This is a genomic window from Enterococcus sp. 10F3_DIV0382, from assembly GCF_002140245.1.
Classification (GTDB): Bacteria; Bacillota; Bacilli; order Lactobacillales; family Enterococcaceae; genus Enterococcus_B; species Enterococcus_B lactis.
Window position 1 is genome coordinate 1,023 of sequence record NZ_NGMF01000004.1, and the last position, 25,629, is coordinate 26,651.

The following is a 25,629-nucleotide window of genomic DNA, read 5'->3' on the forward strand; positions in this document are numbered from 1 at the left end:
ATGCGGGTGTAGTTTAGTGGTAAAACCACAGCCTTCCAAGCTGTTGTCGCGAGTTCGATTCTCGTCACCCGCTTTTAGTTTTTATGGGCCTATAGCTCAGCTGGTTAGAGCGCACGCCTGATAAGCGTGAGGTCGATGGTTCGAGTCCATTTAGGCCCATTTATTTTATTGGCCCGTTGGTCAAGCGGTTAAGACACCGCCCTTTCACGGCGGTAACACGGGTTCGAATCCCGTACGGGTCATGGAAGATACTTGATGAGTATCTTTTTCTTTTTATCTGAAAGAATGATTTTAAAAGGCTTAGCAGAGTTATCTTTATAGATGATTGTGCTAAGCTTTTTTGGATAAATCTAATGTAAAATATTTATATTTTTTAAGCAAAAAAATGAAAAAATACGAGCAGAAAACTGTTTTATCTGCTATACTTGGTTCGTTGCAAGTTCCCGAAAGGATCCGCAGGACGGAGATGCCTTGTAACCGAATTTAACTAGGGGGAATCATTATAATGGTAGAAAGACACTTATTTACATCAGAATCTGTTTCTGAAGGACATCCAGATAAAATCGCTGACCAAATCAGTGATGCGATCTTGGATGCAATTTTAGAACAAGACCCAACAGCACGAGTAGCGTGTGAAACATCTGTAACAACTGGGCTTGTTTTAGTATTTGGAGAAATATCTACGACGGCATATGTAGATATTCAAAAAGTCGTACGGGAAACAATAAAAGAAATTGGTTATACACGTGCAAAATTCGGATTTGATGGAGATACAGCAGCTGTATTGGTTGCGATTGATGAACAATCTCCTGATATTGCTCAAGGAGTTGACGAAGCACTTGAGATCCGGGATGAAGATAAAAAAGACGTATTAGATGAAATTGGTGCTGGCGACCAAGGGTTAATGTTTGGTTTTGCTGTAGATGAAACACCGGAATTAATGCCTTTACCAATCGCTTTGAGTCATCGTCTGGTACGCCGCTTGGCAGATTTGCGTAAATCAAATGAATTAACGTATTTACGTCCAGATGCAAAATCTCAAGTCACAGTTGAATATGATGATCAAGGACAACCTGAACGTGTAGATACAATCGTTATTTCAACACAGCATGATGATGCAGTAGATAATGAAACAATTCGTCATGATGTCATCGAAAAAGTAGTGAAGGAAGTTATTCCAGCTGAATTATTAGATGATCAAACAAAATATTATATCAATCCGACTGGCCGATTTGTCATTGGTGGTCCTCAAGGGGATGCAGGATTAACAGGAAGAAAAATCATTGTTGATACGTATGGCGGTTATGCTCGTCATGGTGGCGGTGCTTTTTCTGGTAAAGATGCGACAAAAGTTGACCGTTCTGCCAGCTATGCTGCACGTTATATTGCTAAAAACATCGTTGCAGCAGGGCTTGCTCGCAAAGTAGAAGTACAGCTAGCTTATGCGATTGGTGTTGCTCAACCTGTCTCGATCTCAATCAATACTTTCGGTACTGGAACGGTTCCGGAAGAAGAATTGATTGCTGCAGTGAGAGAAAACTTCGATCTTCGGCCAGCAGGAATCATCGAGATGCTTGATTTGCGTCGTCCGATTTACAAACAAACAGCTGCTTACGGTCATTTTGGCCGTACAGATGTGGATTTGCCTTGGGAACATACGGACAAAGTAGATGCATTGAAAGCAAGTTTAGCAAAATAAGCTATATTCAGCTGGAACGATCGCCGAATGGTGGTTGTTCCAGCTTTTTTTATGGCAGTGCACCTCTTGAAAAAGATAGTGAGTATTTATCTATTTTTAGATCCTGTCATGATGAAAAAGGAGGCATAAGATGAAAAAAGAAACAAACGTTACTTTAGTCACAGTGAGTGTTTTCATTGCAACGTTCATGACGGCTATTGAAGGGACAATCGTAACAACCGCTATGCCAACGATTGTTGGCTCATTACATGGAATGGAAATCATGAACTGGGTATTTTCGATTTATTTGCTGACAAACGCTATGCTTACTCCGATTTACGGAAAACTTGCGGATAAAGTGGGACGAAAACCAATTTTTATTTTTGGGACATTATTGTTTATTATCGGTTCGTTATTTTGCGGTTTATCTCAAAGCATGATTGGGTTGATTGCTGCTCGTGCGATTCAAGGGATGGGTGCTGGAGCAATGATGCCAGTAGCTTTGACGATCATCGGCGATCTTTATTCTATTGAAAAGCGAGCAAAAGTTTTAGGTTTGAATAGTTCAGCTTGGGGGATTGCCAGTGTTTTTGGACCGCTTGCGGGAGGATTCATCGTTGAAACGATCAGCTGGCACTGGATCTTTTTTATCAATGTGCCGATCGGAATTCTATTAATTATTTTTATTTGGCTATATTTAAATGAACCAAAAATCATACATGAGTCTAAACCAATGGATATTTTTGGTAGTTTTAGTTTGATGGCCATGCTTGTCACATTGCTGTTAGGGTTCCAATTATTAGGAGACGAAGGAATGAGTCCGCTTGTTTCTGCTTTGTTGCTAGGAAGTATCGTACTGTTAGGTATTTTTATTTTTGCCGAAAAAAGAGCTAAAGATCCTGTTATCATGATGCATTTATTCAAAAATCCACTATTTGTTGTGGTAAACTTGGCTGCAGCATTGGCTAGTGGTTTTTTGATGGGAATCGATGTTTATATTCCTATGTGGATGCAAGGTGTATTAGGACTGAATGCAGCAATTGGTGGGTTGGTATTAGCACCATTATCACTAGTCTGGATGGTCGGTTCTTTCCTTGCAAGCAAGTGGATGACTCAAATGGAAACTCATTGGGTCTTGAGAATTGGATTACTAATCGCAGCTATTGGGGGCGCTTGGTTGTATCTTATGCCTTTCAGAAGTAACTATTTATGGTTTTTTGCTATATCAACGGTCATCGGTATAGGCTTAGGTGTGACCATGACTACCTCGACTGTCAGTGCACAAAATAGTGTATCTCGTGATCAGCTTGGTGTAGCAACTTCTTTTAATACGTTAGTTCGAACAATTGGTCAAACAGTTATGGTTTCTATTTTTGGTTTATTGATAAATGGGGTAACTAAACGAGAACTTGCAGCAGCAAATTTAACAAATGATGCAGATATCATGAACAAACTGGTGAATCCACAAACGGCTAAATATATCGATGCGGATATTCTGTTGCCATTAAGAAAAATTCTTTATGATGGGTTACATTCCGTTTATCTAGTTGGCTTGTTACTCGTGATCATTGCTTTGGTCTTAACGCTTTTCGTTCATGAAAAACGTGGTAAAATAAAACAGTAGTTTCGGTCGAGACATGTACTCTGCCGAATCATTCAAATTTAAAGTTATTCAAAAATAACTTCTTACTAAGGAAGGCGAAAATATGGCATTTATTCAAGCAAATATTTATTCGAATGTATTAGAAATGGAAGTCAATCTAAATGTGATACTCCCACAAACAACTAAAAAGGTGATTGGCACCAGTTCAGAGCAAGCGACAACGGACATACCTGTTTTATATTTACTTCATGGGATGGGTGGCAATCATAGTGTATGGGAAAGACGTACGTCGATTGAACGTTACGTAGCAGACTACGGATTAGCTGTCATAATGCCATCTACTGATCTTGGATGGTACACAGATACGGCTTATGATATGAAATATTGGACGTTCATTGCAGAAGAGCTATCTGAGATTTGTCATGAACTATTCCCACAATTAACAAGAAAAAGGGAAAAAACATATGCCGCTGGATTATCGATGGGCGGATATGGCGCATTAAAACTAGGCCTTGCAAAATCAGAAAATTTCGCAGCAGTAATCTCTCTTTCAGGCGCTGTTTCTGTAGGAAACCGAATGGATGATCTTTTGATGGTTCGTAAAGCAGCCTTTTGGGAAGGAATCTTTGGACCATTGGATCAAATCGAAGGTTCAAAGAATGATCCACAATATTTATTGAAAGAATTAGTAAAAAGCGGAAAACCAGTCCCAAGGTTTTATATGGCTTGTGGGGAATCTGATTTTCTTTATCAAGCAAATCAGGAAATGGTATCTGCTATGCAGGAACAAGGCTTAGCGGTCACCTTTGAACAAGGACCTGGCGATCATAATTGGGTCTTCTGGGATCAATGGATCCAACGTGCATTGGTGTGGTTGATGGAAGAAAAGTAAAAAAGAGACTTAAAAAGATAGCTCCTATAGAGATCACTTTGTTGGTGACCTTTATAGGAGCTTTTTTTATCGATTGTTTTCTCTTCTTTTATTTTGTTGGCATAAACCTTCAATATAGGTTTGTGCACTCGTTAGAAAGAGTGCTTTTTCATTCAATTCTGCATGGGACTGCATACTTTCTTTAAAACCCTCTAATTGATTTTCGACTACATAATTACGCATAAATAGAACTGTTTCTTTCAAAAATTCATTTCCGTCCATAATCTTTTGCCGAAGCTGTTGTTCATGCTGCTGATCCATTAGCTGTCCAATCAATAAATTGTGGAGAGAGGCAATGGCCTGATGACTTTGAGTGACTGAAAATCCTTCACGAACAAGTAGTTGGATCATTTGTTCCAAATGTTCTAATCGACTCGGAAAAGCGGGCACAGTATTGATTTCTAATTCTGCCCCACAAGGAAAACGTGTGTAAAGGTCATAGTAATTTTCCATATACTGTAGCAACTGTTCATTCCAGGGCAAAGTTGGATCTGGAAGCGCTAATTCTTCTTCCATTGTTTCAGCCATTTTCTGCAAGAGCTGTTGTTTATTTTTGAAATACCAATATAAAGCAGGCGCTTGAACGTGAATTCTGTTTGCGATGTTTCGCATGGAAAGCTGCGAAAGAGCTTGTGTTTCAGCCAGGATATCAAAAGCGGCCTGAATGATGATGGCTTGAGAAAGCTTTATTTCCATTTTATCAACCTCGTGTATTGCATTATCTTTTTAAACATGGTAAATTGTTAGTCGGTCTAATTTTACAGTGTTAAATTAGTCCTGTCAATTTAAACAAAGGGGTGTAATCAACGAATGAAATTAATCTTACGACATGCGAAAAAATATAAAGTAGCTGTTTTTATTTCCTTGCTGTCCGTAGCAGTCATGGTTGCAGCAGCATTATGGCAACCTAAATTACTACAGCAAGTATTGGAAGCTATTATTACAGAAGATAATGATGAAATGAAAACAATCGGTATTTATCTGATCAGTCTGGCTTTGCTAGGATTAGCTGCAGGTGTAACGAACACGATTTTCTCTGCGAAAGTAGCTCAGGGCGTAAGTGCAGATATCCGAGAAGAAGCTTTTCGAAAGATCCAGACATTTTCATTTGGGAATATCGAACAGTTCTCTGCTGGGAATCTTGTTGTTCGTCTAACAAATGATATCACGCAAATCCAAAATTTAGTGATGATTTCTTTGCAATCACTTTTTCGAATTCCATTCTTATTTATTGGTGCCTTCATTTTAGCTATGATCACGATGCCACAATTGTGGTGGATCATCGTAGCGCTTATCGTTACGGTATTTCTTATCACGGCACTTTCATTTACACGGATGGGTAAGCACTTCATGATCATTCAAAAACTGATTGATCGTGTAAATAGCATTGCAAAAGAAAACTTACTAGGGATTCGTGTAGTGAAATCTTTTGTACAGGAAGAAAACCAATTGAAGACATTCAGCAAAGTAAGTGAAGACTTAACAAAACACAACATCATAGTCGGTACATTATTTTCTGTGATGATCCCGTCCTTCATGTTGGCTGCCAATTTGGCTGTGGTTGGAGCAATCTTCTTTGTGAGCGACCTTGTTAAAGATGATCCTACATTAATTGGTGGAATTGCTTCATTCATGAATTACTTGATGCAGATCATGATGGCAATCATTATCGGTGGAATGATGATGATGATGACTTCAAGAGCAGCCGTATCGCTGAAGCGGATTGCGGAAATTTTAGATGCTGAACCAGATCTTACTTATTTAGACGTTCCAGAACAAGAGTTGACGGGTTCTGTCACTTTTGACCATGTTTCTTTTCGTTATCCTGGTGAGGATACAGATACGCTTAAAGATATCAGCTTTTCTATCAAACCTGGAGAAATGGTCGGGATTGTCGGGGCGACTGGTGCCGGGAAATCCACACTAGCACAGCTGATTCCTCGTCTATTTGATCCAACAGAAGGAAAAGTAGAAGTAGGTGGTGTAGACCTTCGCCAAGTAAATGAAAAGAGTTTAAGACAAACGGTGTCCTTTGTTTTGCAAAAAGCAATTTTATTCTCAGGAACGATTGCTCAAAACTTGCGCCAAGGAAAAAAGAATGCAACAGAAAAAGAGATGGAACATGCTTCTTCTATTGCTCAAGCAAAAGAATTCATCGAAAAGCTATCTGATCGTTACGAAGCACCAGTAGAAGAACGAAGCAGCAATTTTTCTGGTGGACAAAAGCAGCGACTATCCATTACTCGTGGTGTTATCGGTGATCCAAAGATCTTGATTTTAGATGATAGTACGAGTGCATTGGATGCTCGCTCTGAAAAACTGGTCCGAGAAGCACTTAATCGAGATTTGAAGGGAACAACGACGATCGTCATCGCACAAAAAATTGCTTCTGTTGTCAAAGCAGATCGCATCTTAGTATTGGATGAAGGTAGATTAGTCGGTGAAGGAACCCATGAGGAATTGGTAGCTGGAAACCGTGTCTATCAGGAAATCTTTGAAACTCAAAAAGGAACGGAGGAGTAAGTATGACTGATTTAATAAAAGCAAGTAAATTTTTCTATCACTATTTGAAGCGGTACAAACTCTCCTTTTTCTTTATCTTTATCACAGTAATTATTGCTACCTATCTACAAGTAAAAGCACCTCAGTATATCGGGGAAGCTTTTCAAGAATTAGCAAATTACGTAGGTGGCTTGATGCAAGGCGTAGACGATAAAAGCAAATTTGTTTCTGTAATATGGAAACTCTTGTTGTTTTATGTATTAGCTAGTGCAGCCAACTTTATCTATAGTATTTTATTCACTCAAGTAGTAGGGAAGTCAACGAACCGGATGCGTATCGGTTTATTCAACAAATTGGAAAAATTGACGATTCGCTTCTTTGATTCTCATCAAGACGGTGAAATTTTAAGTCGTTTTACCAGTGACTTAGATAATATTCAAAATAGTTTGAACCAAGCATTGCTTCAAGTCATCACGAATGCTGTTTTACTTGTCGGAATCTTGATTATGATGTTTCGTCAAAATGTAGAATTAGCTTGGGCTACGATTGCTTCTACTCCAGTAGCTATTTTGATAGCTGTCTTGATTATTCGAAAAGCGCGAAAATATGTGGATCTTCAGCAAGATGAAGTGGGAAAACTGAATGGCTATATGGATGAAAAAATCAGCGGACAACGTGTCATCATCACAAATGGCTTACAAGAAGAAACGATTGAAGGATTCTTAGAACATAATCAAAGTGTTCGCGAAGCAACGTTCAAAGGACAAGCTTATTCTGGCTTACTATTTCCGATGATGCAAGGAATGTCACTAGTCAATACAGCAATCGTTATCTTTTTCGGTGGCTGGTTAGCATTGAATGGCGATTTGGAACGTTCGGTGGCGTTAGGCTTAGTTGTGACATTCGTCCAATATTCACAACAATACTACCAACCATTGATGCAGATTTCTTCTGGGTACAGCATGATCCAATTAGCAATCACAGGGGCAAGACGATTAAATGAAATGTTTGATGAAAAAGATGAAGTCAAACCAGAAAACGGTAAAGCATTTGATGGAGTGGAACAAGGACTTGCCTTGCAACACGTAGATTTTGGTTATTCTCCAGAAAAACTAGTCTTGAAGGATGTCTCAATCAATGTGGACAAAGGAGAAATGGTTGCTCTTGTTGGACCAACCGGATCTGGGAAAACGACGATCATGAATCTGTTGAATCGTTTTTACGATGTCAATGATGGGTCAGTAGTAATCGATGGAATAGATATCCGAGAGTATGATCTAGATGCATTACGTAGACATGTAGGAATCGTTTTGCAAGAATCCGTCTTGTTCTCTGGCACCATCAAAGACAATATCACATTCGGTAAACCAGATGCTTCAGATGAAGAAATCATCAATGCAGCAAAACAAGCGAACATTCACGACTTTATCATGACGTTAGAAAAAGGGTATGATACAGAGATATCCGAAGAAAACAATTTGTTCAGTACAGGTCAAAAGCAGTTGATCAGTATTGCTCGAACGATCATCACAAATCCATCTTTATTGATTTTGGATGAAGCAACAAGTAATGTAGACACGGTAACAGAAGCAAGAATCCAAAAAGCAATGGATGAAGCCATCAAAGGAAGAACCAGCTTTGTGATTGCTCACCGGCTGAAAACGATCTTGAATGCAGATAGAATCGTTGTCTTGCGTGATGGGGAAGTCATTGAAGAAGGCAGTCATCACGAATTATTAGCAGAAAATGGATTTTATGCGGAACTTTATCATAATCAATTTGTATTTGAATAAAGAGGTTGTGAAAAAGCTGTCCTGCATCAAGTAATAAGAACAGCCAATCAAAAACAGCTTCTCATGTTTTTGATTTGGTTGGATTTATTACCGCAGATGCAAGCTTTTGAGCACCGTGAATAAAGAGGTTGTGAAATCAACGCTCTAACCTGAGTATTAGAGAAAAAAAACGCAAAACATATCATTTATGTTTTGCGTTTTTTATTTATCTTTTTTTCTCAATACAATATAAAATAGGCGGCTGGTTCTTTTGGTTGATAAACCGATAATTCAGCACATTATATGTTTCCTGTGGCAGTTTGGAACAAAAAGAATCAACCATATCCAGTTCTTTTTCTCCGCCTTCATGACCATAGTAGACAACAAGGATCAATCGTCCGCGAGGCACAAGTCGTTTCAATATTTCTTCCATAGCTGTGCGTGTAGTCTCTGGCATAGTGATGATTGCTTTATCACTTTTTGGGAGATACCCTAGATTGAAGATCCCTGCTTTGAGATCTTGTTGTTCAGCTATCACTTCTCCTAACGTTTCGTGGCCTTGTAGAAACAATGAGACACGTTCTTCTAACTGATGCTGTTCTAGCTTTTCACGAGTAGCATCGATTGCTTGTTGCTGGATATCGAAACTATAGACATGACCAGTTTTTCCGATGTGTTCTGCTAGAAAAACCGTATCGTGGCCATTGCCCATCGTTGCATCTACGACGTGATCTCCTGGTTGCAAGATTTCTTGCAGTAATGTATGGCTGAAATGCAAAGCAGTTTGCAACATCAGACACTCACCTTTTTCCGTACATCATATTTTCCTTGGAAGCTATCTCTGCGAAGAAGTTCTTCATCAATTGCATTCAAGACTTCCCATTTTTTTAAGCTCCACATTGGTCCAATCAAGGAATCCCACGGCGCATCCCCTGTCAAACGATGGATGATGATCTCTTTTGGTATCATTTCCAGCTGGTCGCAAATGACATTGACATAGTCAGGACGACTCATTAATTGAAGTCGACCTTCATGATAGTCTCGCAACATTCTCGTTTTGCGCATCAGATGCATCAAATGGAGCTTGATTCCTTGGATATCGGAATCTAAAATAGTGCGTCTGACATTTTCTTTCATCATCTCTAAACTTTCGCCTGGTAATCCGTTGATCAAATGCGTACAAACACGGATATTATGTTTGCGTAATTTAGCCACGCCATCTAAATAAGTTTGATAATCATGTGCACGGTTGATCAGCTTTGAAGTTTCTTCAAAAGTTGTTTGCAATCCAAGTTCTACCCATAAATACATTCGCTCGTTCAGTTCAGCAAGGTAATCAACTACTTCATCTGGCAGACAATCCGGTCGTGTACCGACTGATAATCCTACGACACCTGGTAAATTGACTACTTGCTCAAATCGTTCTTTGATTATCTCAACTGGCGCATGGGTGTTTGTAAAATTTTGGAAATAAACGATGTATTGTTGGACATGAGGCCATTTTTGATGCATCATGTCGATTTCTTTCTGGAATTGGATTGGAAGTGGATCTTCAGGTGCAACAATCATATCACCCGAACCAGATACACTGCAAAAAGTACAACCGCCATGGGCAACAGTCCCATCTCGATTCGGGCAGTCGAACCCTCCATCAATCGGCACCTTGAAAATTTTCCCGCCAAACTCATTTCGTAAAGCATAATTCCAAGAATGATATCTTTTATTTCCTTCTGAATAAGGAAAAGTCATTAAAAGTCCTTCTTTCTGTAAGAGTTATCTATTTGTTTTCTTTTTTCTCTATACACTGGATAAGTCAGGCACAGCCAAGAAAGACTGAGTAAGTAGCCGCCGATGATATCAGTAGGAAAATGAACACCCAGATAAATGCGGCTTATCCCAACACTTACTATAATAAACACCATCAGCAATTGAAGCAATGTACGTAAGGTTCTTTTTTGAACAAAAGCTGGCAGCAGAAATAGGAAAGAGCCGTAAAGAATCATACTGCCTGCTGCATGTCCACTAGGGAAACTGTAACTTGTTTCAACCACTAAGTGTGTCAATGAAGGGCGCTCTCGCATGAAAAATAGTTTGATCAACGGGTTGATGATTCCAGCAATTACAATAAATCCAGAAACGAACCAAACTGTTTCTGCCCTTTTTTTCTTATACCACATCCATAAAGCCGTACAAGCAAATAAAATGATGACGGTAAGAGGATTACCGAATTTAGTCATAAAGAGTTGGTAGCTGTTCAGATTAGGATAAGAAGCTCTGACAATGTCTGTAAACCACTGATCGAAACCAGAAAGCCACGACAGATGGAACTTTACGATCCAGCCCAAAATAAAAAACAGGACAAGAAAGAAGCTGCCAGTCACCTGAAATGATGTTTTATATTTCATACAATTCCTCCTTTGAAGCAATGACTTATTATAGCATTTTTGGTCCAGTGAAAAAAACGGTAAAGAGATAAAACCAGTGTATGATCCCTCTTTGAATAACCAATATTCTTATAAAAAAATAACTGTAATCGGAAGGACATTTTTTGGTAATACAAATGAAATGTTAGGAAAATAAAATCAGTGTTTTTCGAAATCCTTGTAAATAAGAACATAGATGTAGGAAGAACTTGAAAATGAACAGAAGTTGTTCATTACGGTAAATTACAATATGATTACAAAAAACAACAAAGCTCTTAAATAACTTTTAATAAATATTAAGAGAAGTTATAATTATTAATAATAGATAAATTGAAGTTGGAGGATAGAAGATGGAAAACATTGCAAGAAAAGAACGGAGACGTTTAGAACAGACTAAACGTTTTCGAAAAGCAAAACGAGGGGCAGCAATCGTGGGAACTGCGATGGTAGGCTGTTCTGTCGCTGCTCCATTAGTACAGCCGGTTCCTGTTCAAGCGGATGAAACACCTGTTCAGTTCGGCGCAAGAATCAATACAGCGGCATTTATCACAGAAATTGCTACTTATGCGCAGCCAATTGCTCAAGCCAACGATTTGTATGCATCAGTGATGATCGCACAAGCAGTTGTAGAAAGTGGTTGGGGCAGTAGTGCGTTATCGCAAGCACCTTATTATAATCTTTTTGGGATAAAAGGCAGCTATCAAGGACAAACCGTCTACATGGATACGCTTGAATTTTTAAATAATCAATGGGTAAATAAAAAGGAGCCTTTCCGACAATATCCTTCTTTTGCTGAATCGTTCAATGACAATGCCTATGTACTTAGAAATACTTCATTTGGCAACGGTTATTACTATGCCGGTACTTGGAAGAGCAACACGAGATCCTATACAGATGCGACAGCTTGTTTGACAGGTCGTTATGCAACAGACCCTGGTTATGCAAGCAAATTAAATAATATCATCACGACTTACGGATTGACCCAATATGATACACCAGCTAGCGGAAACGCGGGCGGTGGAGCCACTACAGGTGGTAATAATACTGGAAGTACAGGTAGTACTAGCGGTTCAAGTAATTCTGGTAATACAAACTCAGGTTCAGCAACTTCGACCACTTATACTGTTCAATCTGGCGATTCTGTTTGGGGAATCTCCAATAAATTCGGTATTACAATGGACCAATTGATTCAATGGAACAATATCCAAAACAATTTCATTTATCCAGGACAAAAACTAACGATCAAGGGTAGCCAAGAAAATGGCTCTTCGACGAATAATTCTGGTAACAATACCAATTCTTCAGGAAATGCTGGTACATCAAATGGAGGACAAACAACTGGGGCGAAATATACTGTTCAATCTGGCGATTCTGTTTGGAAGATCTCAAATGACCACGGAATTACGATGGCTCAATTGATTGAATGGAACAATATCAAGAATAATTTTGTTTATCCAGGACAACAGCTGATCGTATCAAATGGCGGTTCTTCTAATACTGGAGCAAATACTGGCAACACAAGTGGTTCAAATTCGTCTAACTCAAGTTCTTCTAATACGGCTTCAGGAACGAAATACACAGTGAAAGCCGGAGACTCTGTTTGGAGTGTCTCCAACAAATATGGAATTACGATGGCTCAACTGATCCAATGGAACAACATCCAAAATAACTTTATTTATCCAGGACAACAACTGACTGTTTCAAACAGTGGGTCAACAAACAGCGCATCAAGTAATACAGGTTCGTCAGCCAATACAAATAACAGCAGTTCAGCTAATACTGGCAGCAGTTCGTCTCAAGGCACTTATACAGTCAAGGCGGGTGAATCTGTTTGGAGCGTAGCAAATAAAAACGGCATCACGATGAATCAGCTGATCGAATGGAATAATATCAAAAACAACTTTATTTACCCAGGACAGCAATTGATCGTTAAAGGCGGCAATTCAACAAATACCAATACAGGTTCAACTACTTCGGCAGCGAAACCAAATACACCGAATACGTCAGCTACAACAAGTACATCATCCTCTGGCAATACGATGTATACCGTGAAAGCAGGCGAGTCAGTTTGGAGCGTAGCGAACAAACATCATATCACGATGGATCAGTTGATCGAATGGAATAATATCAAAAATAATTTCATCTATCCAGGACAACAAGTGATCGTGAAGAAAGGCTCGTCTCAAACAACAAACCAACAATCACCTGCTGGTTCGAAAACCTATACTGTGAAATCTGGAGAATCTGTTTGGGGCGTTGCTGACAGCCATGGTATTACAATGGCTCAACTAATCGAATGGAACAATATCAAAAACAACTTTATTTATCCAGGTCAAACATTGATTGTAGCTAAATAAAATAGCTGTTCAAAGAAATAACGATTGAATTCCACAAAAATATTTGTTACTATAAGGCTACTTAAATATGACAACACTTGAAAAGGAAGTAGTAAAAAGACTGAAGTTTCAGAGAGCACATGGTTGGTGAGAATGTGCACGGATGCTTTTGAACTCGCCTTTGAGTTGCCCTTGCTGAATATTCGAGTAAGCAGGTGGCGGTGACGGCCGTTACAACGTTCGAGGCCTTTTCATTAAGGTAAAAATAGGTGGTACCGCGTAGATTACGTCCTATAAAAAGAGCAATCTTTTTATAGGATTTTTTTATTTCTTTTGTGAAGTTTGAGAAAACAAAGTAAAAGAAAACAAAAAGAAACAGATTCTGCCGGTTTTTTCGCTATAATAGAAACAAGCGTTTTTAATAGAACAGGAGGACAGAAAATGAGTTACAATCATAAAGAAATTGAGAAAAAATGGCAAAAATACTGGGCAAAAACGAATACCTTCAACACCCATGATGATCCTGAAAAACCAAAATTTTATGCACTGGATATGTTTCCCTATCCATCCGGACAAGGGCTCCATGTAGGGCATCCTGAAGGTTATACGGCAACGGATATCCTTTCCCGTGTGAAAAGAAGTCAAGGATACAACGTACTACATCCAATGGGGTGGGATGCATTCGGCCTACCTGCAGAGCAATATGCGTTAGATACAGGAAACGATCCGGCTGAATTTACCCAAAAAAATATCGAAACATTCCGACGTCAAATCAATTCTTTAGGATTTAGTTATGACTGGAATCGCGAAGTGAATACAACTGATCCAGAGTATTACAAATGGACACAATGGATCTTTACAAAGCTTTATGAAAAAGGCCTGGCTTATGAAGCAGAAGTAGCGGTAAACTGGGTACCTGAATTAGGAACAGTTATTTCAAATGAAGAAGTGATCGATGGAAAAAGTGAACGTGGTGGCTATGACGTAGTCAGAAAACCAATGCGCCAATGGATGTTGAAAATCACTGCTTATGCCGATCGCTTATTGGATGATCTAGAACTAGTTGACTGGCCAGAAAGCATCAAGGAAATGCAAAGAAATTGGATCGGTCGTTCAGTGGGAGCAAATATTGAATTTAAAGTGGCTGGTACGGATAAATCCTATACCGTGTTTACGACACGACCAGATACTTTATTCGGTGCAACTTACTCGGTTCTTGCACCTGAACTAGATCTTGTTAGAGAAATTACGACCCCTGAACAAAAAGCTGCTGTAGAAGCTTATATCGAAGAGACAGCGAAAAAATCAGATCTGAAGAGAACAGATCTTGCAAAAGAAAAAACAGGAGTATTTACTGGTGCTTACGCAATCAATCCAGTCAATGGCAAAGAAATCCCAATCTGGATCGCTGATTATGTATTAGCTTCTTACGGCACAGGAGCTATCATGGCTGTTCCAGCACATGATGAACGTGACTTTGAATTCGCTCAAACTTTCGGACTAGAGATTCTTCCAGTTATCGAAGGTGGAGATGTTCAAAAAGCTGCTTACACAGAAGATGGTACGCACATCAACTCTGAATTTCTAGACGGTATGAACAAACAAGAAGCAATCGACAAAATGAATGAATGGCTAGAAGAAAATGGCGTAGGGAAAAAAGAAGTCAGCTATCGCTTACGTGACTGGCTATTCTCCCGTCAACGTTACTGGGGCGAGCCAATCCCAATCATCCACTGGGAAGACGGAACAGTCACAGCTGTCCCAGAAGAAGAGTTACCATTACGTTTGCCTAAGACAAAAAATATCAAGCCAAGCGGTACTGGAGAATCTCCATTAGCAAATATTGAGGAGTGGGTCAATGTCGTTGATCCTGTAACAGGTAAAAAAGGCCGTCGCGAAACGAATACAATGCCACAATGGGCAGGAAGCTCATGGTATTACCTGCGTTATATCGACCCTCATAACAAAAAAGAGCTAGCAGATTATGAAAAGTTGAAGCGTTGGCTACCAGTTGACATCTACATTGGTGGAGCAGAACATGCGGTGCTTCATTTACTATATGCACGATTCTGGCATAAGTTCTTATACGATATCGGTGTTGTTCCTACAAAAGAACCATTCCAAAAACTATACAATCAAGGAATGATCTTAGGCGAAAACAACGAAAAAATGTCAAAATCTCGCGGTAATGTAGTCAATCCTGATGATGTGGTTGAAACTTACGGTGCAGATACACTGCGCATGTACGAAATGTTCATGGGACCATTAGACGCTTCGATTGCTTGGAGCGAAAATGGCTTAGAAGGAAGCCGTAAATTCTTAGATCGTGTATGGCGTTTGATCGTTGATGAAAACAATAAAATGCGTGACCGTATCACTACATTGAACGACGGCAAACTTGATAAAGTATACCATCAAACAGTAAAAAAAGTGACAGAAGACTATGAAAATCTTCATTTCAATACAGCAATCTCCCAATTGATGGTCTTTATCAATGAAGCCTATAAAGTGGACGCTCTGCCTTATGAATATATCGAAGGATTTGTTCAACTACTCGCACCGATTGCTCCTCACATGGGTGAAGAACTATGGTCTATCCTTGGCAATGATGGTGGTATTTCTTACGCACCATGGCCAACATACGACGAAGCAGCACTTGTGGAAGACGAAGTAGAAGTTGTTTTCCAAGTAAACGGTAAAGTTCGTGCGAAAAGCAATGTTCCCCGAGACTTAGGGAAAGATGAGCTAGAAAAAGTAGCATTAGCCAATGAAACAGTGCAAGAATATATCGAAGGCAAAACAGTCAGAAAAGTTATTGCGGTACCAAATAAGTTAGTCAATATCGTTGCTAATTAAATAACCTGATAAAAGCAGTTGGCAGAATCTCTGTCAGCTGTTTTTTTGTAAAAAAACATGAATAGAGAAAATAGTTGACAAGAAAATAACAACGCCATATGATGTTCCATAGTATTTACAACCTGTCATAGTTGACTGTAAAAAATATTGAAATAAAAGTAAAAGAAAGGACGACAACAGGTGAATTTTTATCAGTCTCTACAACTAGATCCGTTTATTTTAAAACAAAAAATACGAGAAGCAGCTTCTAAAAAAGAAAAGTGCATGTATATTTGTTCATTGTTTTTACGATCATTATTCATCGTATTGTTTGCCATTTGTTTTATTATTTTCATTACAACATTGTTTGAATCGACGCATAAACCATACGCGGTGGTTTTATTCTGTATGTTGATGAGTATTCGTTTTGTTGATTTTGGTTATAAGATTTCTCATTCGATCATTAGTTTAGCCATCGTTATGCTCTCACTATTAACAGCGCCTTATATCCATCTGATTAAATGGACAGTTATGGGCATGTTGATTCATTTTGTTTTACTAAGCAGCATATTAATGGCAACCGCTAGTGATCCCAAAATGGGGAATGCTTCTTTGTACGGCTTTTCATATCTCTTTATTGTTTATTCGTTACCTAAAGATTCGTTGAACAAGAATTTCTTTACACAAACAAGTAGCTTATTGTTTTTGTTTTTTTGTTGGTTTTCAGTTCTCCTTTACAGAAAACATCGAGAAAAGAACAAAGACAAAAGCTTGTTTAAAGAGATTTTTTTGAAAGGCATGTATTCGCAGGAAAAAATTTGGATGCTCATCTATGCATTTGGCATTAGCTTTTTGATTGTTGCAGGAGAGTATGTCCCTTTTCAGCGATTGATGTGGGCAGGGTTTGCATTTTCTTCTATTGTATCTAGCTATGGATTGATGTCGATTGGTTTCAAAGAACGAGCAGTAGACCGAATCATTGGGTCATTGATTGGATGTGCTTTATTTATTGGTATCAGCCAATTTATTCCTTTTAACTGGGTCGGTATATTAGGTGGTCTAGCTTTAGGTGTTTGTTCTACCTATAGATATAAAACAGTTTTTAATTGTTTTGGTGCTTTGGCAATCACTGCCAGTTTATTCGGGGTTCCAGGAGCAGTGTCAATCCGTATCTTTGAGAATGTTCTTGGGGTATGTCTAGGGGTCATGTATATTGGGTTGACTGAAATACTTATCCGAAAAATAAGAGAAAAACATGAAGTGAATCCTTTGGTAAGTTCCACTAAAAAATAATGAAAAAAATGAAGAAGGGGCTGTGACAAGACTTTTGTCACAGCCTCTTTTTACGAATAAACGGTGTTCCAGAAGTATCTTCTTCGAAAAATGAGCCCAAATTTTACAAAAATTTGAGTAGCAATTTTCGTAAATTCCTTCTTGTTTCTTGAAACTGACCATGTCTGTCACAACTTCATTGTTTTAAGGTAGATCAGTGAAACGTTCGACTTTCATTTTTAATTTATACTTTTTACGGAGTTCGTTTATTTGGGCCATCATTTCGGATTTGTGATGCTTTTCGATTGCTTCTTCATCTTTCCAACGGTCGATCAGTAAAAGAGATTCTGGATCTTCTAGTGGAAAGTAATAGTCATATTTCTCGTTTCCTTCTTCTGCGCGAATCGCTTTGACAATGTTTCTTTCGACCATTTCTTCTGCAAATTTTCTGGCTTGTCCATTTGTACTTGTATACAAAATATTCACTGTGATACTCACTAAATCCCCTCCTGAAAAAATTCTATCACTAGTATATCACGGTGCCAGAAATTATTATTCAAGATATGATACACATTTTTTCCGTAATGCTACGGAAATATATATTTTGAATAGAAAACGCTTACAAGTTATGCTTGATTTATAAAAATAAAAGGAGTGATTGATTTATGAAAAAAGCATTGATTATTTGTGCCGCAGGAATGTCATCATCGATGATGGCCTCAAAGACAACGGATTTGTTTAAGCAAAAAGGAGAAGAGGTACTCGTAGATGCAGTTTCAGCTACAGAAGGCGATAATATGATTAAGAATAGTGATTTTGATTTATTTCTGATCAGCCCGCAAACGACGATGTTTTTGGATAAATTCAAAAAATTAGGAGAATCTGTTGGAAAGCCTGTTGTTAGTATCCCTTTCCAAGCGTATGTCCCAATCCCTACAGGCATCCAGAAGTTAGCAGAGGTGATCGAAGAGAACATATGATGGAATAGGAGTGGATGATAATGAAACAGAAGGAAAAATTGCTGTTGAGATATTTGATTGATCACAGGAAGGAGTATGTCACCAGTCAACGTTTAGCTTCTGAATTGTTATTATCTGATCGGACAATCCGTAATTACTTGCAGCGGATCAAAGAGTTAGTAGAAGAAAACGGAGGTAAGATCCTTGCTAAACCAGGTTATGGCTACCAACTGCACATCTTGCAGAGATTGACATTTGATCTGTTTTTGAGTCGGCAAGAAATAGTACCGGGATATGCTAGAGAACCTCAAGGATTTTATGAGTCGGAAGACCGACAAAAGTATATATTGAATCAACTGCTTTTGGAAGATGCCATTCTTTTTATGGATGATTTGGCAGAAGAGCTTTATATCAGTCGTTCTAGTTTGACAAAGGACATGCAAGCAATCAAAGAGCGGTTGATTCCTTATTCACTAAAAATTGTTTCTAAGCATGGTCAAGGGATATGGATCGAAGGGGAAGAAAGAAATCGACGGCATTTTATCATGGATACTTTTTTCGGGAACCATTGTGGAAATTCATTGAAAGAATATTTAGGACAAAGTCGCTTTTTCACAGACATCAGTTTTGAAGAGCTAGTGATCATCATTCTCGATGAAACAAGAGAAGCTAAGTTAAAAGTTTCTGATTTTATCATACAGAATTTGTCCTTACACTTGGCTTTGGGAATCAAACGTCTACGAGAAGGGTTTGAAATCAAGGAACTAGGTATCGAACAAGAAGTTTCTGATCGAGTAGAGTACCAAGTGGCGCAACGCATTGTTCAACGTATTGAGGTAATCGCGGATGTATCGTTTCCCCAAGAAGAAATTGCTTATTTGACTTTACACCTTATGGCTAAGTTAAATCATAGAGAAAATAAAAATGATCAGGAACTATCAAAGGAAGTAGTGAAAGTTTTGAAACGATTGTCTCAGGAATTTCGTTTTTCATTAATAGAGGATCACCAGCTTTTCAATGGACTGCTTGATCATTTGTCACCAATGATGATTCGATTGAGCCGAGGCATTCGCATTGAGAACCCTCTGACTGAAGAGATAAAGAAAGAAAATCCCAAAGTTTTTGAAGCAGTAAAAACACATTTCAGCAACATGCCAGCTTTGAAAAACTATACCATCAATGAAGATGAATGGGCCTATTTGGCTTTGCATCTCATGGCGGCATTGGAAAAAGAAAGAGCTACGCATAAGTTACATGCGTTGATCATCTGCGCAACAGGTTATGGCAGTGCTCAATTATTAAAGAATCGTGTGATCAGCGAATTTGGAAAAAATATTACAGTGGTAAATGTAAAAGGCTATTATGAGATCAATGAAACAACTTTAAAAGGAATCGACCTGATTATTTCTTCTATTGATCTTTCGACAATGTTTTTTAAAATTCCAGTTTTACATGTCAGTATTTTTTTGAATGAAGATGATGTTCATAAAATACGAAAGGTAATTGGTGAATCCATACCTTATCATTCCTCAGATCGACCGATACCAGTATTTTCTCTACAGCAAAAAAAGCGGATTTACACCGAGCAGCTGTCTGAAAAATTTTTCAAGACTTATACGTACGAACCAAAAAAAGAAGAAGTTCTTCATGATTTGTTGCAAAAGCTGAGCATAAATGAAGAAGAAGGATATATAAGAGAAATGCGAAAGCAGATCCAGCAACGTGAAAGTATGGGACAAATCATATTCAGTGATACAGTGGCAGTCCCACATCCCGCTGTTCCAGTTGGAATCGAAACAAAGGTAGCCGTTGCATTGATTCCTTCAGGGATGCAATGGTATCAGTATCAAGGAATCCATTTTGTTTTTCTAGTTTCGCCTTCTTATATCGAAAATGAAGGAATTACGGTCGTGACCAAAGCAATCGTTAGGTTAGTTGACCAGCTAAACGTGCAACAGGAAATCTTAGCTGAACCTATTTTTGAGAATTTCAGCAGTAAATTTATCAAACTGATCGAATAAGGAGGAAAACAGGTGGCTGAAAAAATAAACAGTGAAACGCTACAAGTGACGTCTTTTGATATCATTTTTCATAGCGGAAATGCACGAACACTGATACATGAAGCATTTCGCTCGATGCGTAAGGAGATGTTTGAAGAAGTAGAAGAGAAGTTGCGACAAGCAAATGAAGAGATTCTTCATGCGCATCAATCACAAACTCAACTTCTGAAAGAATATGCTAGTGGGACAAAAATAGAAATGGAAATTATCATGGTCCATGCACAAGATCATCTGATGACGACGATGACATTATTGGAAGTTGCACAGGAAATGAATTATTTGTATCAAAAAAATAAATAGAAAGGAAGATTTATTGTGCAGGATACAGTAAAAAAGAAAAACGAATTAGAAAAAAAGCAACTTAGTTTGAAAAACATGTATTTCAATCGTTATCTGTTCGTACGCTATCTGACTGCCTTTTTCTTTTTCATGAACATGCAATGGATGATTCTGCTTCTATCAGCTAAAAGTTTAGGAAGCAGTTTACCAATGGTTCTACTTTTAGCTATTTTGCCTGCAGTAGGAGAACAAGTAAAGCTTTATCGAAAGCACCAAACGAATGTTCCATGGACAAAGCGGTATTTTTTGTTTCAGGGTGTCTGCAATATATTATTGATTCCAGTGTTGTTCACCTCAGGATTTACACTCTTGTATCCTTTTATGGCAAATAACAATAGAGGACAGCTATTTGTTTTCATTCTTATTGTAAGCGGTATTTTTGTCAGTGTATTTATCCAGTATCGTTTAAAGAAAATTTCGCTCAATCAAGATCAGCAGTATATCCGTATAAAACAATATGAAAAAGCGTTGTATTTAGGAAAGGAGAATAATTAATGTTTGATTTTTTGCAGAAATACCTGATGGGACCTATGGGGAAAATTGCGCAACTTAAAATCGTTCGGGCTGTCATGGCAGCGGGGATGGCTTCTATTCCTTTCACGATTGTAGGTTCGATGTTTTTGGTTTTGAATATTTTGCCATTACCGTTCCCATTTTTAGAAGGATTTTTTAATGCAACTTTTTTCAAAGTTAGTGACTTGTACATGATCGTCAATACAATGACGATGGGTATTTTATCTATTTACTTTGCCATTGTGTTTGCTTATGAATTAACGTCAATTGAACGAGATGAACAAAAGTTGAACGTTAATCCGCTCACGGGGGCATTACTATCTGTTTTTGCATTCTTTATGTGTATCCCTGAATTGATCATGAACGATGGTAAAATCAGCTTGATTGCTTCTATCAATGAGACAGAAACTGTAGTAAATGGGATACGGATGGGCTCTTTTGTCGAACGTTTAGGAACTTCAGGAATCTTTACAGCTATTATTATGTCGATTATTGCGGTCGAATTGTATTGTATGTGTGTCAAGAGAAATTGGGTCATAAAAATGCCAGATGTTGTTCCGCCAGGAGTTTCTCGTTCTTTCACTGCTCTGATCCCAACATTTGTCATTGCGTTTGTGGTGATGATCATCAATGGATTATTAGTTGCGCTAGGAACGGATATCTTCAAAATGATTGCTATCCCATTTGGGTTTGTTACGCAGCTGACGAATACGTGGCTTGGTGTCATGGTAATTTATTTCTTGATCCATGCATTGTGGATCGTAGGAATCCATGGAGCGAATATCATCACTTCTTTCTTGACCCCAATCGTATTAGCTAATATGGCAGCTAACGCACAAGGCGCAAATTATCCGTTGGCAGGAGAATTCAACAATTCTTATGTAACCGTTGGTGGATCAGGTGCGACCTTAGGATTGATCATCTTTATTGCATTCCTCGCGAAATCTGATCAGCTGAAAGTGTTAGGAAAAGCCTCTCTTGTACCAGGACTATTCAATATCAACGAACCAATTATTTTCGGGATGCCAATCGTTTACAATCCCTATTTAGCGGTTCCGTTTTTCTTAGCACCGATGGCTTCTGCTACACTCGCTTATTTTGCCATTCGGCTGGAAATCGTTAAACCGATGCTTGCACAGATGCCGTGGCCTTCACCAGTTGGAATTGGCGCATTTGTCGGCAGTGGGGGTGATTGGAAAGCGGCTGTGCTAGCTGTCTTTTGTGCAATCATCGCATTCATTATCTGGTTCCCATTTATTAAATTCTATGATAATAAATTATTGAATGAAGAAAGAGAAAAGGCAGCAGAATTAGCTGGCGAAAAGTCAGCTAACTGATTTCTAAGAGAGTGTGGGACAAAAGTAAAGAAAAACTTTTGTCTCACGCTCTAAACATGTGTAAACGGCGGAAGCAGAAGCAACTCCTTCGGAAATAAGCTGAAATTCACAAAAATTTGAAAAGCAATTTTCGTGAATTCCTTCTTATTTCTTGGAGTTAAACGCTTCTGTCCCAGCCTCTATTTATTATAGTCAATATGATTCGAACGAAGTATCAAGGCAGAATACCGAGCGACTGAAGCAAACCTAGACATGTGAATATCAGATAAACGACTAGAAAAAATAGAGCAACCCTTCCGCCTAAGCGCGCGAAAAACTTAGTCTGATGCTTCCGACTCATCAAGTAAGAAAAAAGTAGCAGTAACCATCCAACAATCGATGCATCAACTGGCAAATGGAGATTTCTAAAAATAACGACCCCCATTTTGCCACTTTGCAAATTCAAAGTTAGAAAAATGACAGAAAAAAGAGAAAGAAAAAAGATACCGTTTGCTAAGTTGAAAAATTTTTTCATAATAACCACCTTTATATTATTGAAAAACAGGAATAACAAACTAAAAGCAACGATAGAAGAACCAGTAAGCAAAACGGATGATAGCGCTATCTTTAAGAGGCATGATAAAGAAACAATAAAAATTAACGCAGTTCCGGCAACTTTTCTTGATAATTCCATAGACGGGACGCTATGAAAAGTTTTCTTTTCATAGCGTCCCGTCCACTAGAACATAAATAACATTACTCTTCAATCAACCGCTTCACGATTGCATAATCCCCTTCATAAGGTTCATCTACACCATTGATTTTTTGATAGGGATCAACCCCTTTTCCCGCAATGACGACTGAATCCTGCGGAGTACTTTCTGCTAAAGCACGTCGAATCGCTTCAGGACGGTCCATTTCATAATGAACGATCAATTCTGGATTAGTAATTGCTTCATTGATTTCTTCCGCGATTTTTTGCGGATCTTCAAATGCTGGGTCATCTGCCGTCAAAAAGGCAACGTCAGCTGTTTCTGATAGCACTTTTCCAAAATCATGTCGACGGGAGATTGCTTTGTTTCCTGGGCTGCCTAATACAACAATTACACGACCATCTGGATGTTCATTTTTGGCAAATTCTAGCAATGTTTTCAAACTTAGATAATTATGTGCGTAGTCCACATAGACATGCGCCCCATTTGTTTGGATCAATTGATCCATTCGACCTGGTACACGAGCTTCTTTTAATCCGGCTTGTGCATCTTGACTGGAAGCACCGGTTAGTGCTGCGGCAATGATCGCACTGGCTGCATTTTCTTGATTGAATCCTCCGGCCAGCAAAATATCATAAGCAGTATCGCAGATAGCTAAGTGATCTTGACGAGAAGATAAAGTAAACCCGTGGGTACCTTTGTCTGAATGGATCACTTGATAATTGCTTTCTTCCGAACGGCCATAAGTGATCGTTGGGATCTGGAATAGATCGGCGGTTTCTTTAAGCAAATCAAAATAGTCACTTTCGTGATTCAAAACAACTGTTTTTGAGTTTAAGATCAATTGACGCTTGCAATAGAAATAATCATCGAATGTTGGATGTTCGATCGGACTGATATGGTCAGGCGAGATATTCAAGAAGATTCCTACATCTAAAGTCAACCCGTACACACGTTGTGTTTTGTAAGCTTGAGAAGAAACTTCCATCACTAGATGAGTCATACCATTTTCAACTGCTTCTGCCATCATACGATATAAATCTAATGACTCAGGCGTTGTCAAATGGGATTTGAAATACGTTTTGCCATCTAGCGTTGTATTCATCGTAGAAAGCAATGCAGTTTTTTTATTCGTTGTGTGATCCAAGATTGCTTTAGTAAAGTACGCAGCAGTTGTTTTACCTTTTGTTCCAGTGAATCCAATCACTTTCAATTTATTTTGTGGATAGTCGTAAAAGGCCATAGCAAGAAGTGCCATTGCTTTACGGATATCCGTCACAATGATTCCTACTGCTGAATTTTCGTATGGCTGCTCTGATACGTAATATTGGATACCTTGTTCGATCGCTGAATCCAAATATTCTTCTTTGAAATTCATTCCTTTACAGAAAAACAGAGTAGAAGCATCAGCTTTTCTTGAATCATAACTTAACTGAAGAAATTCAGCTTTTTCTGGTACATCAAGATGCCAGCCTTTTGTTGAAACAAATTCTTTTAATAGATGTTCTTTTAATAGTAAATGACGGATGTCTTCTAAAGAGAAGCTCATTGATTGATCCCTCGCTTCATTCAATTTCTTGATTTATTATAGCACACTCTTTTCAATATATCGTTTGATTCCGCTATGACAAAATCCAGCTTTATTCAAATTTTCTTGACACAGGGGACAAGCGGATGAGTATTTTCATAAACAATGAACTGACTGTAATAGATAGGAGAACGAACAGTGTCTCTAACCATCCAAATACATAATAATTCAAAAAGACGATAAGGCTATTCGTAAGTAACAGTCCTTGCGGCATTGGAAGCCGAAAAAATTTGTGGAAAATAATCGGCGGTATCGTTATCCCGCCATTTGAGGCTCCAACGGTGTACAATGTGTAAACCCCAAGACTGAACAAAAGACTTCCTGAAATCAGTGAAAAGAAATGTGAGGAGAGCATTTCCACTTTTGGAACAATCTCTAAAACAACAGGAAAAAGCAGACTTCCCGCTACAGTTTTAAAAAATACTGATTTTCCTAATAGAACAGCGGCTAGAAGCAGCATCATAAGGTTGATGATCCAAACAGTAACTGAGCGCTGGATAGAAAAGGCCGTTTCAACTAAATGTCCGATTGCGCCCACTCCGGCGGAAGCTATATCATGAGGGAGCAAGAACCAATTCAATCCAACTGTGATAAAGAAAAGACCTAAAAATATAACGGGTAGTTTTTTTATTTCTTGTGTCATTGATATCTCCTATAAATGTTAGCCATAAAAGGCTGTATATTTCTTTACTTTACCAAAAAAACGAAATCGAATTCAAAAAAACAATCGTTCTTATAAAAGTTATATAAAATCGATTGCCAGTTTCTGTTTTACCAATTAAAATGATA

21 protein-coding genes, 3 tRNA genes, 1 riboswitch and 1 other annotated feature are annotated in these 25,629 nt (G+C 38.4%); of the genes, 16 read left to right on the top strand and 8 right to left on the bottom strand.

The features are described 5' to 3' along the window. Positions 1-2 precede the first annotated feature (2 nt). The 6 genes from A5849_RS14205 to A5849_RS14235 all read left to right on the top strand — a co-directional run bounded on the left by A5849_RS14205 (position 3) and on the right by A5849_RS14235 (position 4,173). Positions 3-73 (top strand) — tRNA-Gly (locus A5849_RS14205). A 12-nt stretch (positions 74-85) separates the two neighbouring features. Beyond that, positions 86-159, top strand: a tRNA-Ile gene (locus A5849_RS14210). Positions 160-170: 11 nt separating this feature from the next. Beyond that, positions 171-242 (top strand) — tRNA-Glu (locus A5849_RS14215). A gap of 186 nt (positions 243-428) precedes the next feature. Continuing rightward, positions 429-508, top strand: a riboswitch (SMK box riboswitch). Further along, positions 506-1,699, top strand: coding sequence for a methionine adenosyltransferase (gene metK, locus A5849_RS14220; protein WP_086310202.1), 1,194 nt, complete (start codon positions 506-508; stop codon positions 1,697-1,699). It overlaps the preceding riboswitch by 3 nt. 130 nt (positions 1,700-1,829) lie before the next feature. Beyond that, on the top strand, positions 1,830-3,302 hold the full coding sequence (locus A5849_RS14230) for an MDR family MFS transporter (RefSeq protein ID WP_002310808.1): 1,473 nt from the start codon (positions 1,830-1,832) through the stop codon (positions 3,300-3,302). Between the two features lie 82 nt (positions 3,303-3,384). After that, complete coding sequence (locus tag A5849_RS14235; protein WP_002314447.1) at positions 3,385-4,173, top strand: alpha/beta hydrolase family protein; 789 nt, start codon at positions 3,385-3,387, stop codon at positions 4,171-4,173. Between the two features lie 66 nt (positions 4,174-4,239). On the opposite strand, the gene A5849_RS14240 is transcribed toward A5849_RS14235, so the two are convergent. Further along, the gene (locus tag A5849_RS14240; protein ID WP_002310812.1) at positions 4,240-4,908 is read right to left on the bottom strand and encodes a TetR family transcriptional regulator; all 669 of its coding nucleotides are present in this window, start codon (positions 4,906-4,908) and stop codon (positions 4,240-4,242) included. A gap of 114 nt (positions 4,909-5,022) precedes the next feature. On the opposite strand from A5849_RS14240, the gene A5849_RS14245 reads away from it, so the two are divergent. Together A5849_RS14245 and A5849_RS14250 are read left to right on the top strand one after the other, a co-directional pair. Then, positions 5,023-6,735, top strand: a complete 1,713-nt coding sequence (locus A5849_RS14245) for an ABC transporter ATP-binding protein (RefSeq protein WP_002310813.1) — start codon at positions 5,023-5,025, stop codon at positions 6,733-6,735. A 2-nt stretch (positions 6,736-6,737) separates the two neighbouring features. Then, entirely contained in the window at positions 6,738-8,507 is a 1,770-nt protein-coding gene (locus tag A5849_RS14250; protein WP_002292737.1) for an ABC transporter ATP-binding protein, read from the top strand. A gap of 205 nt (positions 8,508-8,712) precedes the next feature. Here A5849_RS14250 and A5849_RS14255 read toward each other — a convergent pair whose 3' ends face one another. Genes A5849_RS14255 through A5849_RS14265 form a run of 3 tightly spaced genes read right to left on the bottom strand, consistent with a single transcriptional unit; the run spans position 8,713 to position 10,891 of the window. After that, a complete protein-coding gene (locus tag A5849_RS14255; RefSeq protein WP_002320153.1) occupies positions 8,713-9,279 on the bottom strand; it encodes a class I SAM-dependent methyltransferase in 567 nt (188 codons plus the stop codon). After that, positions 9,279-10,235 (bottom strand): TIGR01212 family radical SAM protein, encoded by a 957-nt coding sequence (locus tag A5849_RS14260; RefSeq protein ID WP_002285909.1) that lies wholly within the window; start codon positions 10,233-10,235, stop codon positions 9,279-9,281. Before A5849_RS14260 ends, A5849_RS14255 begins: the two co-directional genes overlap by 1 nt. After that, a complete protein-coding gene (locus A5849_RS14265; RefSeq protein WP_002310815.1) occupies positions 10,235-10,891 on the bottom strand; it encodes a phosphatase PAP2 family protein in 657 nt (218 codons plus the stop codon). The genes A5849_RS14260 and A5849_RS14265 overlap by 1 nt, the downstream gene beginning before the upstream one ends. Positions 10,892-11,259: 368 nt before the next feature. On the opposite strand from A5849_RS14265, the gene A5849_RS14270 reads away from it, so the two are divergent. The 3 genes from A5849_RS14270 (at position 11,260) to A5849_RS14280 (ending at position 17,373) form a co-directional block, all read left to right on the top strand. After that, the gene (locus tag A5849_RS14270; RefSeq protein ID WP_002310816.1) at positions 11,260-13,266 is read left to right on the top strand and encodes a LysM peptidoglycan-binding domain-containing protein; all 2,007 of its coding nucleotides are present in this window, start codon (positions 11,260-11,262) and stop codon (positions 13,264-13,266) included. Positions 13,267-13,335: 69 nt separating this feature from the next. Continuing rightward, positions 13,336-13,542, top strand: a binding site (T-box leader). 144 nt (positions 13,543-13,686) lie between these two features. Continuing rightward, positions 13,687-16,101, top strand: a complete 2,415-nt coding sequence (gene leuS, locus A5849_RS14275) for a leucine--tRNA ligase (protein ID WP_002310817.1) — start codon at positions 13,687-13,689, stop codon at positions 16,099-16,101. 180 nt (positions 16,102-16,281) lie between these two features. Then, on the top strand, positions 16,282-17,373 hold the full coding sequence (locus A5849_RS14280; RefSeq protein WP_086310203.1) for an FUSC family protein: 1,092 nt from the start codon (positions 16,282-16,284) through the stop codon (positions 17,371-17,373). A gap of 183 nt (positions 17,374-17,556) precedes the next feature. On the opposite strand, the gene A5849_RS14285 is transcribed toward A5849_RS14280, so the two are convergent. Beyond that, positions 17,557-17,850, bottom strand: coding sequence for an antibiotic biosynthesis monooxygenase family protein (locus A5849_RS14285; protein ID WP_002285944.1), 294 nt, complete (start codon positions 17,848-17,850; stop codon positions 17,557-17,559). 167 nt (positions 17,851-18,017) lie between these two features. Here A5849_RS14285 and A5849_RS14290 point away from each other — a divergent pair, with 167 nt between their 5' ends. Genes A5849_RS14290 through celB form a run of 5 tightly spaced genes read left to right on the top strand, consistent with a single transcriptional unit; the run spans position 18,018 to position 22,560 of the window. After that, entirely contained in the window at positions 18,018-18,332 is a 315-nt protein-coding gene (locus A5849_RS14290) for a PTS cellobiose transporter subunit IIB (protein WP_002310819.1), read from the top strand. A gap of 20 nt (positions 18,333-18,352) precedes the next feature. Further along, positions 18,353-20,332, top strand: coding sequence for a transcription antiterminator (locus A5849_RS14295; protein WP_002345663.1), 1,980 nt, complete (start codon positions 18,353-18,355; stop codon positions 20,330-20,332). Between the two features lie 12 nt (positions 20,333-20,344). Beyond that, positions 20,345-20,671: a PTS cellobiose transporter subunit IIA gene (locus tag A5849_RS14300; RefSeq protein WP_002285954.1), complete on the top strand. Its 327-nt coding sequence runs from the start codon at positions 20,345-20,347 to the stop codon at positions 20,669-20,671. A 15-nt stretch (positions 20,672-20,686) separates the two neighbouring features. Next, positions 20,687-21,205: a hypothetical protein gene (locus A5849_RS14305; protein ID WP_002310821.1), complete on the top strand. Its 519-nt coding sequence runs from the start codon at positions 20,687-20,689 to the stop codon at positions 21,203-21,205. Then, positions 21,205-22,560, top strand: coding sequence for a PTS cellobiose transporter subunit IIC (gene celB / locus A5849_RS14310; RefSeq protein WP_002314452.1), 1,356 nt, complete (start codon positions 21,205-21,207; stop codon positions 22,558-22,560). Before A5849_RS14305 ends, celB begins: the two co-directional genes overlap by 1 nt. 214 nt (positions 22,561-22,774) lie before the next feature. On the opposite strand, the gene A5849_RS14315 is transcribed toward celB, so the two are convergent. From A5849_RS14315 to A5849_RS14330, 3 genes are all read right to left on the bottom strand, one after another. Next, positions 22,775-23,074 carry a hypothetical protein gene (locus A5849_RS14315; RefSeq protein WP_002320520.1) on the bottom strand — a complete coding sequence of 100 codons (300 nt, stop codon included), beginning with the start codon at positions 23,072-23,074 and terminating at the stop codon, positions 22,775-22,777. Between the two features lie 221 nt (positions 23,075-23,295). After that, positions 23,296-24,801: a UDP-N-acetylmuramoyl-L-alanyl-D-glutamate--L-lysine ligase gene (locus tag A5849_RS14325; RefSeq protein WP_002316984.1), complete on the bottom strand. Its 1,506-nt coding sequence runs from the start codon at positions 24,799-24,801 to the stop codon at positions 23,296-23,298. 91 nt (positions 24,802-24,892) lie between these two features. Next, positions 24,893-25,483: a YitT family protein gene (locus tag A5849_RS14330; RefSeq protein ID WP_002310826.1), complete on the bottom strand. Its 591-nt coding sequence runs from the start codon at positions 25,481-25,483 to the stop codon at positions 24,893-24,895. Positions 25,484-25,629 lie beyond the last annotated feature (146 nt).

What these genes read in the sequence shown, in the direction of transcription:
- A5849_RS14295 (WP_002345663.1), top strand. Translation starts at nt 18,353, where the DNA reads ATGAAACAGAAGGAAAAATTGCTGTTGAGATATTTGATTGATCACAGG.
- A5849_RS14315 (WP_002320520.1), bottom strand. Translation starts at nt 23,074, where the DNA reads ATGAAAAAATTTTTCAACTTAGCAAACGGTATCTTTTTTCTTTCTCTT.
- A5849_RS14250 (WP_002292737.1), top strand. Translation starts at nt 6,738, where the DNA reads ATGACTGATTTAATAAAAGCAAGTAAATTTTTCTATCACTATTTGAAG.
- A5849_RS14255 (WP_002320153.1), bottom strand. Translation starts at nt 9,279, where the DNA reads ATGTTGCAAACTGCTTTGCATTTCAGCCATACATTACTGCAAGAAATC.
- A5849_RS14290 (WP_002310819.1), top strand. Translation starts at nt 18,018, where the DNA reads ATGAAAAAAGCATTGATTATTTGTGCCGCAGGAATGTCATCATCGATG.
- A5849_RS14245 (WP_002310813.1), top strand. Translation starts at nt 5,023, where the DNA reads ATGAAATTAATCTTACGACATGCGAAAAAATATAAAGTAGCTGTTTTT.
- A5849_RS14270 (WP_002310816.1), top strand. Translation starts at nt 11,260, where the DNA reads ATGGAAAACATTGCAAGAAAAGAACGGAGACGTTTAGAACAGACTAAA.
- A5849_RS14230 (WP_002310808.1), top strand. Translation starts at nt 1,830, where the DNA reads ATGAAAAAAGAAACAAACGTTACTTTAGTCACAGTGAGTGTTTTCATT.
- A5849_RS14260 (WP_002285909.1), bottom strand. Translation starts at nt 10,235, where the DNA reads ATGACTTTTCCTTATTCAGAAGGAAATAAAAGATATCATTCTTGGAAT.
- metK (WP_086310202.1), top strand. Translation starts at nt 506, where the DNA reads ATGGTAGAAAGACACTTATTTACATCAGAATCTGTTTCTGAAGGACAT.
- A5849_RS14235 (WP_002314447.1), top strand. Translation starts at nt 3,385, where the DNA reads ATGGCATTTATTCAAGCAAATATTTATTCGAATGTATTAGAAATGGAA.
- celB (WP_002314452.1), top strand. Translation starts at nt 21,205, where the DNA reads ATGTTTGATTTTTTGCAGAAATACCTGATGGGACCTATGGGGAAAATT.
- leuS (WP_002310817.1), top strand. Translation starts at nt 13,687, where the DNA reads ATGAGTTACAATCATAAAGAAATTGAGAAAAAATGGCAAAAATACTGG.
- A5849_RS14325 (WP_002316984.1), bottom strand. Translation starts at nt 24,801, where the DNA reads ATGAGCTTCTCTTTAGAAGACATCCGTCATTTACTATTAAAAGAACAT.
- A5849_RS14265 (WP_002310815.1), bottom strand. Translation starts at nt 10,891, where the DNA reads ATGAAATATAAAACATCATTTCAGGTGACTGGCAGCTTCTTTCTTGTC.
- A5849_RS14240 (WP_002310812.1), bottom strand. Translation starts at nt 4,908, where the DNA reads ATGGAAATAAAGCTTTCTCAAGCCATCATCATTCAGGCCGCTTTTGAT.
- A5849_RS14330 (WP_002310826.1), bottom strand. Translation starts at nt 25,483, where the DNA reads ATGACACAAGAAATAAAAAAACTACCCGTTATATTTTTAGGTCTTTTC.